At 44.6% G+C, this 12795-nt stretch carries 6 protein-coding genes and 6 pseudogenes; 1 reads left to right on the top strand and 11 read right to left on the bottom strand.

Going from position 1 to position 12795, the window contains the following annotated elements; all coding sequences use genetic code 11:
- Positions 1-77: 77 nt before the first annotated feature.
- The 5 genes and pseudogenes from TT11_RS08420 to TT11_RS08400 all read right to left on the bottom strand — a co-directional run bounded on the left by TT11_RS08420 (position 78) and on the right by TT11_RS08400 (position 4493).
- The gene (locus TT11_RS08420) at positions 78-686 is read right to left on the bottom strand and encodes a DJ-1/PfpI family protein (protein ID WP_261870012.1); all 609 of its coding nucleotides are present in this window, start codon (positions 684-686) and stop codon (positions 78-80) included.
- A gap of 402 nt (positions 687-1088) precedes the next feature.
- On the bottom strand, positions 1089-1820 hold the full coding sequence (locus TT11_RS08415) for an amino acid ABC transporter ATP-binding protein (RefSeq protein WP_057762314.1): 732 nt from the start codon (positions 1818-1820) through the stop codon (positions 1089-1091).
- Positions 1821-2005: 185 nt separating this feature from the next.
- Entirely contained in the window at positions 2006-2674 is a 669-nt protein-coding gene (locus tag TT11_RS08410) for an ABC transporter permease subunit (RefSeq protein WP_101205580.1), read from the bottom strand.
- A pseudogene (locus tag TT11_RS08405) lies at positions 2671-3418 on the bottom strand (amino acid ABC transporter permease). Before TT11_RS08405 ends, TT11_RS08410 begins: the two are co-directional and overlap by 4 nt.
- A 97-nt stretch (positions 3419-3515) precedes the next feature.
- Positions 3516-4493, bottom strand: a pseudogene (locus TT11_RS08400) (glutamate/aspartate ABC transporter substrate-binding protein).
- A 376-nt stretch (positions 4494-4869) separates the two neighbouring features.
- Here TT11_RS08400 and TT11_RS08395 point away from each other — a divergent pair.
- Positions 4870-5849, top strand: a pseudogene (locus TT11_RS08395) (Hsp33 family molecular chaperone HslO).
- Between the two features lie 83 nt (positions 5850-5932).
- Here the strand turns inward: TT11_RS08395 and TT11_RS08390 are convergent.
- The 6 genes and pseudogenes from TT11_RS08390 to TT11_RS08365 all read right to left on the bottom strand — a co-directional run bounded on the left by TT11_RS08390 (position 5933) and on the right by TT11_RS08365 (position 12486).
- Positions 5933-6613: a GPI inositol-deacylase gene (locus tag TT11_RS08390; RefSeq protein ID WP_261870011.1), complete on the bottom strand. Its 681-nt coding sequence runs from the start codon at positions 6611-6613 to the stop codon at positions 5933-5935.
- Positions 6591-7424 carry a hypothetical protein gene (locus TT11_RS08385; protein WP_261870009.1) on the bottom strand — a complete coding sequence of 278 codons (834 nt, stop codon included), beginning with the start codon at positions 7422-7424 and terminating at the stop codon, positions 6591-6593. The genes TT11_RS08390 and TT11_RS08385 overlap by 23 nt, the downstream gene beginning before the upstream one ends.
- Before the next feature lie 238 nt (positions 7425-7662).
- Positions 7663-9878 (bottom strand): annotated as a pseudogene (locus tag TT11_RS08380) (PhoX family phosphatase).
- 298 nt (positions 9879-10176) lie between these two features.
- Positions 10177-10805 (bottom strand): annotated as a pseudogene (locus TT11_RS08375) (fumarylacetoacetate hydrolase family protein).
- Positions 10806-11014: 209 nt separating this feature from the next.
- Positions 11015-11739 (bottom strand): annotated as a pseudogene (locus tag TT11_RS08370) (ABC transporter permease).
- Positions 11740-11751: 12 nt separating this feature from the next.
- Positions 11752-12486, bottom strand: coding sequence for an ABC transporter permease (locus TT11_RS08365; RefSeq protein ID WP_057758316.1), 735 nt, complete (start codon positions 12484-12486; stop codon positions 11752-11754).
- Positions 12487-12795: the final 309 nt, after the last annotated feature.

The raw sequence follows: 12795 nt of genomic DNA, 5'->3' as shown, positions 1-12795 counted from the left end.
AATTATTTTAATTATCAAAAATATTGACCGCTATTGTATCAGTAAACAGCCATTCACTCACCTATCTAACAATTCACTTAGTCAATATCGAACTCCATGCGATGTGCTGTTGCACGCATGGTTTCACTATCTATTAATTTTTCTATACAGTATAGACTTGCATGGATGCCTGCACTTATCCCCGCTGATGTGACAATATTACCAGTATCATCACTGGTATCTACAAAACGCGTATGCGAGATCACATCGATATCAGGATAGGATGCTAAATTATCCAAATCCATCCAGTGCGTGGTTGCTGACTTACCAGCTAGCAAACCTGCCTTAGCCAATAGCAATGCTCCCGTACACACTGAAAGCGTCAGCTCTGCCAAAATTGCTTGAGTGATAATCCAATCAATTACTACCTTATTATATATTTCTGTTTTTTCAGCACCGTATCCACCGGGGACGATTAATACATCAATGTCTGGATGATTGGCAAAACTATAGTCAGGAATGACTTGCAGACCATTCCTAGCGGATATCGTTGCTTGGTTCTCGGCAATAGTGATAACCTTAAAATGCTTATCATCATTAGCAGGGGCAGCATTTTCAGCCAACGAAAACACCTCAAAGGGCCCTGCAAAATCCAATACTTCTACTTCATTGAATAGTAGTATGCCGACGGTTCGTTTTAGCGTCATATTCAATCCTAATTAAGTTAATAACGTTAAATTAAATTAAACTCATCTATATTATGACTACTATCTTTTCAAACTTGTTTGATTAATCAGATGAACCATTTCATCTACCTTTGCCGTTTGCGATTTCTCTAATCCTGCGACTATTCCCGCTCTATTTTCAGCAGCTTTATAGTCTCAAAGCTATCTTATTTAAATACCTTGAGAGTAAACATCATAGGCTCTAAATCGTTTTTCAAATAGTTATACAAAAAAAAGCTCAATACAAAGCGCCCTATTAAAGATAGCGTTTAACTGCCTTTAATAGCGCTTTGTATAATTATTAGTAGTGGAAAGAAAAATAAGCTTTAGAACATGTCTTTATCTTAGAAACACTGCTATAAACAATCGTAAATCAAAATGTATTTAATGATTTAAAATCTTCGATAAAAACATCTGCGCACGGTCACTTTTCGCGCCTTCAAAAAACTCATCCTTACTACAGTTTTCTACGATATGTCCTTCATCCATAAAGATAATACGATTGGCCACCTGACTGGCAAAGCCCATCTCATGTGTCACGCACATCATAGTCATACCATCACGAGTCAGCTCGACCATCACATCTAGCACCTCTTGAATCATCTCAGGATCAAGCGCGGAGGTTGGTTCATCGAATAGCATTGCGACTGGATCCATGGCCAACGCTCGTGCAATCGCAACACGCTGCTGCTGACCACCAGAGAGTTCTGCTGGATATTTCGCCGCTTGTACCGTTAGGCCAACACGGTCGAGATAGGCCATCGCTTTTTGTTTGGCCTCAGACTCTTTACGGCCCAACACTTTGATTTGTGCCACAGTCAAATTATCAATAATAGTTAAATGTGGAAACAACTCAAAATGCTGAAACACCATGCCGACACGGCTACGTAACTTGGGCAAGTTGGTCTTTGGATCACCGACAGAGATACCATTGACCATGATGTCACCCTTTTGAAAAGGCTCAAGTCCATTCACCGTCTTAATCAAGGTTGATTTACCACTACCCGATGGACCACAAACAACAACGACATCACCTTTATGTACATGCGCGGTGCAGTCAGTCAGTACTTGAAAGTCTCCATACCATTTACTGACATTAGATATCTCAATGACCATCTCATCACTAGCATGACCACTATTGGTAACCAGCCCGCCAAAGGCATTTAAGTACGTATCAGCATTGCTCATCACTGGCTCCTAACCACATTATTTTCGATAATCATTATTAAAAAAAGGTAAATCAAATACTCAAGCTCTTAACACTCAAAAGCGCAAGCGATAGCCGTATTAAAATAGCTATATTAAAACCGCAAACGCTTCTGTAATTGTTGCACGCCTATAGAAGCACTTAAGCTAATCACAAAGTAGACAGCACCAGCACCTAGGATATACGGCGTGAGTAAGCCCATTAGCTCACCGCGAACGTAGGCTGCGCGGAAAAAGTCGGTCAAACCAATCGCAAATACCAGCGTCGTATCTTGGAATAAAATAATACACTGCTGCAAAATCAATGGCAGCATCTTACGAAAGGCTTGTGGCAAGATGACCAGACGCATGGTCTGCCCATAAGTCATGCCGAGCGCTTTTGCCGCATTGACCTGCCCGCTACCAATCGATTGAATACCAGCACGCACTACTTCTGAGAAATAAGCGGCCTCAAACATCATAAATGCGACCACACAAGAGGCAAACGCAGCATCGAGTTGCAGGTACTTACCCGCTACCCAAAGATAAATCATCGGTACAGCGAAGTAGAACCACAGTAATACCAATAGCAGCGGCACGGAGCGGAAGTAATTGACGTATAGTTTGGCTGGAATCTCAAGCGCTTTGATACCTGACAAGCGCATCAATGCCAGTACAGTTCCTAAACTGATACCGCCTAAAATAGCCAAAAACAGCACTTTTAAGGTGGTAAGCATGCCACCCATCAAACCAGGATAGGCTGTTGCCAATTCGGTCATATTCATTTCTGACCTCCCGCAATAAGCCCAGGCACACGCAATTTACGTTCAATCAATCCCATAATAGCGATTAAGGATAAATTGAAAACCAAGTAAATAATCGTCGCATAAGTATATATCTCGATACTATTTTGAGTATATTCGCTGATGGTTTTGGTTTGGCTAATCAGCTCCATTACCCCCACTAGCGAGGCCACAGAGGCGTTTTTAAAGCAGTTAGTCAGCTCAGAGCTGAGCGGTGGCAAGATAATACGAAATGCTTGCGGTAGCAGTACTTCTTTATAGACTTGTGGAATGCTAAACCCTAATGCATAGGCCGCATTAATCTGTCCATCTGGTAATGACTCAATACCTGTCCGTACCTGTTCCACGATACGAGCAGCGGTAAATAGGCCAAGACCAATACTGGCTGACAACATGGCTGAGGTATTCGGAGACAAATCCTTATACCACCATTCTTGTATCGTCGGCGTGAGCCAGCCAGGGGCGATATAAAACCAAAAGAACAGTTGAACAAGCAGTGGAATATTACGAAAAAAATGTCACATAAGCCGTACCGATTGCACGAGCAGTCTTGTTGGGCAAAGTACGCATGATACCGAAAATAGTACCGACGACCATCGCAATGACCCATGCGATACTGCCAATCAATAGCAGCCAGCCAAGACCAGTGATCATCCAATGGATATAGAGCTCGTTGCCAATACCAGTCTGCTCAAAGAGCACACCCCAGTTCCAGCTATAATTCATGGTTGTCTCTCCGAGCAACGATTGATAAGCCTATACGTCAAATAAAATTACTGGCTATCTGAACGTATAGGCAAGCTATGTTGAGGGACAATGAGCGTTACTGCGCTGCTGCTTCTTTAGGCTGAGCGCTGTCATGCGGATTGGCAATCAAGGCCTTTAAGTTGTCTGACATCTCAAAGTTTAGATTGACGTTCTTTGGTGGGATTGGGTTCAAGAACCACTTGTCATAAATGCTATTGATTTCGCCTGAGCTAAACACATTAGCAAGTGCTTCATCGACCACAGCTTTGAATTCAGGGTCATCTTTACGCATCATACAACCATAGATTTCAAACGATTGCGGCGTACCGACGATGACCCATTCATCAGGATTTTTTTGCTTTGGCTTTTTCGCCAGCAAGCAGCACATCATCCATCATAAAGGCATCAGCGCGGCCATTTTCTAGCATTAGGAAGCCTTCGCCATGATCTTTTGCTGAGATGATATTGGTATCCATTTTATTATCATCGTTATACTGACGGATATAACGCTCTGAAGTCGTACCTGCTGTCGTTACTAGGGTTTTGCCTTTTAGGTCTTCAAAATCTTGAATACCAGAGTCTTTTTTTTGGTCAACAGACGCGTGCCAATTTCAAAGAAGCCATTAGAGAATGCGACTTGCTTTTGACGTTCTTCGTTATTGGTGGTTGAGCCACACTCAAAATCTACCGTGCCGTTTTGTACCAATGGGATACGAGTCTGCGAAGTGATTAGGTTATAGCGAACGTTGAGGTCTGGCATATTTAGCTTTTGCTTAACGGCTTCAACCACTTTCATTTCCAAGTCGTGAGCATAGCCAATCGGTTGGTTAGGATCATCAGCGATATAAGAGAAAGGAATAGAGGAATCACGGTGACCGACAACGATAGTGCCAGAGTCTTTGATTTTCTGTAGCGTACCGTTGGTCGTGGCTTCGGTCGTCGTTGCATCATCTGCTGGCGCATCAGTGCTGGTTTGGCTACTGTTGTTACATCCCGCTAAGCCTAATGCCATAACAGCAGCTAAAGTCAACGGTTTGGAAAATGAGTATGTCATGAAATACATCCTTTTATCGCAAGATTGAGTGAGTGCTTGGACGACATAGGTCTGATTGACCCGACTGCCCCGCATCCGTACGGTTGTTGCTGTTGTTTATCACAATGCAACTTAATGTTACTGTACAACAAATTTGCAGTAGAGGGTGATTTTTTTTGAGAGAGTACATATTTATGAATATATTTATATTCTAACTATAAATTGATGGCTCATAGCGGCTATCTACTCAGAGCTTTGTACAAACAGCTGCTTGGTTTTTTTAAGCTCGTTATTAACCTTTGCTGCTTATAATCGTCAAAACAGTCTACTAAGTGAGATTGATAAATTGGCAGCAATCCCCATAAAGCAAACAACTTCTCTATACTACAAATGACTTATGACTCAAGATATCCAAGTCCCAAATACGGACAGCCAAACTACTGGCAACCATGGCAGTAACGACATTCGCCAACGTTTCTTCGTTGAAGACTCTCCAGTGCGCGGTGATGTGGTACGCCTATCACGCAGCTATGCGAGCACGATTGCACAAAAGCCCTACCCTGAAGCTATCAAACGCTTATTGGGTGAGATGCTAACCGCAGCAAGTTTGCTAATCAGTACGGTCAAAATCAATGGTCGCCTATCTATTCAGTTGCAGTCGTCAGACAGTGACAGCTTACTAAACTGGGCGATGGCAGAATGCGATCAAGACGGTATCATTCGTGCGCTTGCTAGCTGGAAAGGTGAGACGGATGAGCAAGTACAAGCGTGGGACAATATGATCCATGCCAAAGAAGCGTTTGCTGAACTTGGTGCGATGGGACAAGGCGTATTGTTTATCAATATTCAGCCTGATGGCGGTGAGCATACCAAGGTATCGTTGAGCGTAGCCACGACAATCTAGCGGACTGCTTAGCACATTATCAAAAGCAATCAGCCCAGATTCCAACGTTGATTAACTTGGCATCTGACGGCCTGCAAGCTGGTGGTATCTTGGTGCAAATGCTACCGCGTACTGCTGAAGAAACGTCTGAAGTTGAGCAAAACCAAGACGCGGGTATCGACGATGATTTATGGACACGCTTGTCTGTATTGACACGCACGGTCAAACCAGAAGAGCTAACGACACTGGATGCTAACGAAATACTCTATCGCTTGTATCACGAAGAAAACATCGTGGCACCTGAGCCTGCCCCTCTATCATTTGGTTGCACTTGCTCACGCGAGAAGTGTGAAATGGCAATCGAGCAAATCGGCGAAGCAGAAGCGTTAGATATCGTCGAAGAGCAAGGCGGGACGTTTGAGATGGATTGCGGATTCTGCGGTGAAGTCTATAAGTTTAATAAAGATGATGTAGCAGCGATATTTGCTGAGTAAGTTTCTTACTTACTATAAATCAGCCTTTATAAAAAAACCCTCAAGTGTGATGCTTGAGGGGTTTTGTTTTTATCATTAAATCACTACACCGCTACATCTAAACTTCTAGGATAAGAGTGTATGCGCGGACGTCCAGCATAGTCACTGCGACCATTATCAAGTAGCCATTCAACAACCTGCTCTCGCACTCGTCTACTATGAATCAAGTTCATATGATTGACGCCATAAAATATGGCTTTGTGACCATCTGGCACAAACAAAGCATGCTCAGCGTCATCTTCACCCAACGCTGAAGCCACTGATACCAAACTGTCTCCTAGCAGATCCGTTACCTTAGAGTCATAATGCGTCTCAAGCAACGCACTGGCGACAAAGTAAGTTTTGATACCACTTGGTAACCGTGCAGGATGGCGAAAGTCTTGTGGTAGTACGCTACGTCCTTCTAATGCTTTCCAATCTGCATCACGAATACTGCCATGACGCAGATCGATAATACCGGCACTGCGTATATCACCGAGCTTGGCCAGTGAGCCTGCAAACGGTAGCTTGGCAATGACGTCTTGCACATAATTACCGATACGCTCAAGGACTGCCCCATGATGCGGCGAACCTAGCGTGATGAGATTGCCCACGCGCTTGATCCAGTCTAGGCGATCTTGCTCACCATAGAACAGTGCACTGCGAGAGACCAAACCGCCCATACTATGTCCGACCAGATCTATCTGACTGATATTTGGGTTGTCAGCGACCAGCGCTTGTAGCAATTGAGAGACTTACGGCGCTACGCGAGATACGGCGACCTGTGTTGTAATCCAAATATAACACCGTGGTATCAGGCTGGCTGACATGAATGGCCTCGCCTAAATCATTATCCGCTTGGGCTTGCCAGCTCAAATGACTCATGCATAGACCATGGCACAAAATAGCGATACGGCCTGATAGCACTTCATTCTGTGGTTTGCCGTCTTGAGTGTATAGCATCATCGGAATGGCGAGCGCATTTTGATTGTTGACAAGATGGTCACCCATGACACCATTGAGTACATTGACCAGTTTTTTTAGTGAGTCTGGTAGTGGCTGCACTGACTTTTGGAGAATCAGGTTTTTGTATATGCGTAGTACAGACGCCAGATTATTACCGACCATTTGCATGACATGACGTATCGTGCCATAGATACGTCCAGTAAATCCGCGCGACCATTTATTTAAATGTTTGTCATTGAAGCGACCTAGCGGACGCAAGATAACTTCACGGTGAATGGCTTCTACGATTTCTGTAATCTCAACCACACCCATGGTGGCAAGCTGCGCCAATCCTTCAAAAAAATCAGCCAAAGACACAGGTGTTTTGTTGATTTCATCACTGTCATCCGAATCTGCTAGTAGCTTGACCAGCTCATCCATATCGATGGCTTCGAGTTGGTCGATTTGCTCATATAGATGACTATGTAGCGGCACACTCGCATCTGGGACAAAATGCGCGTCGAGCTCATGATGAGTACGAGTATAGCTGCTATCATTTTGAGCGTCGCTGTCACTAACACTGTCGTTATAAAACACCTTTGAACTGCTCATAATATTTGCACATTCAGCGAGAAAAGTAATGGTCTATATTATCCTGTAACTGCAGCAAATAGAAGTAAATGGTTTGACTTTAGAGCGGGATGACGACTAGCAGAGCCAGATTACTGATAAACGGTCTTGTTAGCCATCAAATCAATATGATAATAAAAAAAATCCCAAGCCTTAACTTGGGATTTTTATGGTTGTGAGCATTTTGGTTGTGCCTAATATAGGCCTACAGCTTATCTATCTATGTAGTGCTATCAGCTGTATCGAATGATTCTGCCAGTATGACATCACCATCCTCGCGAGTAATCATCACAGTCGCTGAGCGAGGAATACTGCCGCCAGTGACAGCGCCCCATGTGTTGCCCGGATGCTGGATGTTGATAAACAGCGTCTTAAAATCTGGTGCCATGGTGATACCTGTTACTTCGCATCCTTCAGGACCAACAAAGAATCGTTTGATATTGTCATTGCTAGCAGATGTGCCGACTCGGGTTGACTGCCCTGCCGATGTGGTCGTCATCGTTCCATCACTGACCTTACCCGGTAGAGCCGCGAGCAACATACAGCTACTGGTATCGGTATAAGCGCCGTCGTCTGTCTGAATCCATAAGACACCGCGTGGGTCGAAATATAGCCCATCAGGTGAAGAGAAGTCATTATTGTCATTTAATTGAGAGAGGTTTTCTGCTGATAAATCACTTGGCGCACCAAACAGATAAATGTCCCATTCGAAGCTCGTTGCGGCATGGTCGCCGCCCGCTTCTGCCCAGCGAATAATGTGACCATTATCATTACCAAGCGCTTTTCCGCTTGACTGATAGCTACGCGGATTGGAAGCTGAGACAGGCTGGTCGTCACGTACGCCGCGATATTTATTATTGGTCAATGTCACGTAGACATCACCCGTCATAGGGCTGACCGATACCCATTCAGGTCGATCCATTTTGGTAGCACCAGCAGCATCGGCAGCTGCACGGGCAAAGACCAATACTTCATCTTGTCCATTGAATGGCAGTACACTATTAAAAGCATCCAGTCCGTTTTGACCGTGGACGAGAGCTTTCCACTCACCGCTACCGTCTTCGTTAAATACCGCCACATATAGCGTGCCGTCATTCAGATATTTGTCACCTGCTTTTAGTCCGCCACCTATGTCCGAGTTTGACCACATCGCTTTGGAGACAAACTTATAAATGTACTCACCTCGGGCGTCATCACCCATATAGAATACCACTGGCTTACCTTGCTCGACAGGAGCATACGCACAGTTTTCATGAGCAAATCGGCCCAGTGCAGTGCGTTTCTGCGGTATAGAGTTTTGGTCAAATGGGTCAATCTCAGTAATATAACCAAAAGTGTTAAAGCCATAGCGATAATCTTCAGCAGCACTGGCACCGACAGCGGTCATATCCCAGCGTGAGAACTCGTCTGCTATCTTGCATCCTTTGCCTCTGGGGTATGCCATAGATACTCCCAACCTGGGAAGTCCTCCACCGCACCGTAGCGCTCGCGCGCATAGTTATCACCAGCGCTCAATTGACTGGCATCTTGTCCACGGGCAAACACACCCAAGAAGTTCTCTTCGGTAGTCAGATAAGTACCCCACGGTGACAGACCTGCGCCGCAGTTATTATTGATGCCGCGGGTCTGATAGCCTGTTGGATCAAACTTGGTCTTGACCAGAGCAGAGCCTGCCACAGGGCCAGCCAATTGTGCTGTTGTACTACTGGTAATGCGACGATTGTATTTAGAATCAGGTACCATCTCATAACCCATACCATCTGCACGGCGAGTTAACTCAACCACCGAGACGCCATGACAGTTGACTTCACGGCGTACATCGCTCGCGAGACGGCGGTTTTGAAAGATAGGCGCAGCATCGTTATCTTGAGTGACGTAATAGCCAAATGGGCTAAGCTCACTGCTATTAACGTATTCATGGTTCATGACTAGCAAGCTATTTTCTGACGCTTTAGCATCGTAAGCGTTACCATTTTTGCCAAAGAACCACATTCCATCATGGTTGTCACCCATACGCCATTCAAACGACTCTGCTGATTGCTCACGATTGTCTTTCCAGTCCTCGATACCAGAGTTCAGCGGTGTACCCAGCGGTAATATCATCTCTGCCTTGTAGCCCGCTGCTACGGTCATCGTATCAGCTGTTGAATGCGCGACTGCTTCAAACTTTAGGGTATCAGGACGCTTTAGATCACCTTGTGCAGGGATAGCGGCATTATCGTTATTACCAACAATACTGCTATCATCGTCTTCACTACAACCGACCAAAGGTAATGCGCCAAAAAACGCAGCAGCCGTCAACCCTGTGCCACCCTTTAAGATACTACGGCGGTTCAATCGACGATTGATAATCGTCTGAAAGTCAGTATTATTAGTAGGATTTGAGTCTTCAACCACTTCGTGGGCAAGCGTTCGCTCATTGTTCAATAATGTCATTATCAGTCACCTTGCTATTAGGCTAGATTGGCAGAGAGTTGATCGCGGCTTTATCATTACGACCACAAAAATACGAATTCCGCTTAAGTCTACTCAACCTTTATGACAGCACGCTGAACAATAGGTGACAAACTGATGACATTCGACTGTACTAATGATTATTGAAAAATAGAATGATTAAATAGTTAGCATTGTTTTGCAGTTAGTGAACTTAAAAAAATAAATATAAAAGCTTAAAAGCAAAAACCCCAAGCAATTGCTCGGGGTTTTTAATATGCGTTTGTTATTGCAATCAAGCTTACTGTATTTGTGATACCCACTCATGAGCACCCAGTTTTAGTTTAAGCTGATCGCCTGCTTGCAACACACCAACGCCGCTTGGCGTACCAGTCATAATTACATCCCCTGCTTGCAAGCTAAAGGCGTGACTGATATTGACCAGCAATTCATAGACAGGAAATAGCATTAAGGCACTATCGCCATCTTGCGTTAACTTGTCATTGATAAACAGCTGATACTGTATACTCTGCAGATTGCCAAACGCTTGTGGTCGAGCCAATCAGCAAGGACGCAAGCTCCGTCAAAACACTTAGCACGCTCCCACGGATGACCTTTTTCTTTTAGCTTGCTTTGCAAGTCACGCAAGGTCAAATCCAGTCCCAATGTCACGCCACCAATCGCTTGCTGAGCCTGCTCAATTGTCGCCATAGATAAGTCAGCTGATAACTGAATACATAGCTCGGCCTCGTAGTGAGTCTCGCCAAATAACTCTGGACTTGGACGAACCACATCACCACGGATAGAGACCACTGAAGACGCAGGCTTCATAAACAGTATCGGCGTGGTTGGTACTTCATTGCCCAACTCTGCAGCATGTGCCGCATAGTTGCGACCGACGCAGACAACTTTACCAATAGAAGTACGCAATCTTTCATTATGATTGATAGCGCCCTGCTCGGCATTGACACCAGCTGCAATGGCGTTCGCTAATGACTCATGTGGCGATTGGCTCATACTAAACTCTCCCTGTGAATGATGGCTATTTTATCAGCAGTCCATACTATATTGTCTACAGTGACTTTGACGATTTTTAGTTGCTAACTGCTAACTGCTAACTGCTAACTGCTAACTGCTAACTATGGAATCGTATTAGTCACGACATCTGGTGGTACATAACTGGCATGACGGTTCATACGTTTTTCAAACATTCTAAAGCTAAACAAAATGACCCACGACAGCAATAGATAGACGATACCAGCAGCAAAAAAATAGCTCCATCAAGGTATAGGTACGCGCGCTAATCGTACGAGCGACACCTGTGATATCCATCAATGCAATAGTCGAAGCTAGCGCACTACCTTTTAGCATAAAGATAACTTCGTTACTGTACGCTGGAATCACAATACCAAATGCGCGCGGCAACGTAACCCGTGTTAGCTTTTGCCATTTTGACATGCCAAGCGCATCAGCAGCTTCAAGCTCTCCAATAGGAATCGTCTGAATCGCACCGCTATAATCTCTGCCAGATAAGCACTGGTATTCAGGGTAAAGGCGATGATGGCACACCAATATGCTTGGCTAAGTACCGGCTCCCACAAGAACGACTCGCGTACGGCCTCAAATTGACCTAAACCGTAATAAATCAGGAATATCTGTACCAATAGCGGCGTACCACGGAAAAAGAAAATATACAGAAACGGTAGTATCTGTACCACCCAATTCTTAGACAGTCGTAACAACGCCAACACCAAACCAAACAGCAATCCAATCACACCTGAAAACAAGACCAACTGTACGGTCAATACCGCGCCGCCTAGTAAATCAGGGATATGTCAAAAATGACCTGCCAATTCCAATCCATAGTATCTCTCCTCTACCCTATGGTCGATTGACTGTGAGTGGATTGACGGCTTATCTTTTTGGCATAGCGTGCCGCAGGATTAGCGCGCCACTCAAGCCACATCATAAAGCCAGTAATCAACATGGTCAGACCCAAATAAATAATCGCTGCTGCCATATAAAAGGTAAACGGCTGCTGTGTAGACTGTGCCGCACGCGATGACTGATACATGATGTCCTTGAGACCCACGACCGATACCAATGCGGTATCTTTGAGTAGTACCAAAAACAAATTACCCAAACCTGGCAAAGCAATCTGCCACACTTGCGGCAACGTGATGCGATAAAAAGTCTGAAAAGGACGCATACCAATCGCTTGCGCAGCCTCTCGCTGCCCTACTGGAATCTCTTGAATGGACATGCGAAAAATCTCAGTCGCATACGCACCAAAAGCAATAGACAGTGCCATGACACCACCCCAAAAAGCGCTAATCTCGACATAGTCGTTATAGCCGAACTTTTTGAGGATGCTCATCAATAAGATAGAGCCGCCATAATAAATAAAGAGCACCAATAGCAGCTCAGGAATACCGCGCATCGTCGCAGTATAGACAGTCGCAAGTTTACGCAGCAACCAGATATTGGACATCTTTGCGGTTGCGCCGAGCAAGCCTAAAGCCAGACCAATGATCAAACTGGTCACAGCTAGCTGTATGGTGACGGTAGCGCCGCTTAATAAAAGCGCGCCAAATCCTTGTAAGTCAAACACGATTATCCACTCAGTCTCTTTATATTAGCAATTTGCAAAATATGAGTTAAAAGAATCAGCATCAATAGCTGAACGCGGCGAAACACCGTATTTTATACCAAATCAATAGGGATGGTCGGCATCAAAAAATGACGTCAGAAGAATACGATTAACGCTGCGATAATTGACACAGTAGAAATGAGCGCTGATTTTATCATATTCACTCGCCGTGATGTTAATACTGACGCGTAAAAGCTGCGCCTAAACCGTACTTAAACAGACACTTGCCTCTAGATACATACAATCAGCCGACTAAATTTGAGCAAAATT

It is taken from the genome of Psychrobacter sp. JCM 18901 (assembly GCF_000586435.1).
Taxonomy (GTDB): domain Bacteria; phylum Pseudomonadota; class Gammaproteobacteria; order Pseudomonadales; family Moraxellaceae; genus Psychrobacter.
Note: the sequence above shows the minus strand (reverse complement) of the source record. Positions and strands in the feature narration are given on the sequence as shown.

What these genes read in the sequence shown, in the direction of transcription:
- TT11_RS08415 (WP_057762314.1), bottom strand. Translation starts at nt 1,820, where the DNA reads ATGGTCATTGAGATATCTAATGTCAGTAAATGGTATGGAGACTTTCAA.
- TT11_RS08385 (WP_261870009.1), bottom strand. Translation starts at nt 7,424, where the DNA reads ATGAGCAGTTCAAAGGTGTTTTATAACGACAGTGTTAGTGACAGCGAC.
- TT11_RS08410 (WP_101205580.1), bottom strand. Translation starts at nt 2,674, where the DNA reads ATGAATATGACCGAATTGGCAACAGCCTATCCTGGTTTGATGGGTGGC.
- TT11_RS08420 (WP_261870012.1), bottom strand. Translation starts at nt 686, where the DNA reads ATGACGCTAAAACGAACCGTCGGCATACTACTATTCAATGAAGTAGAA.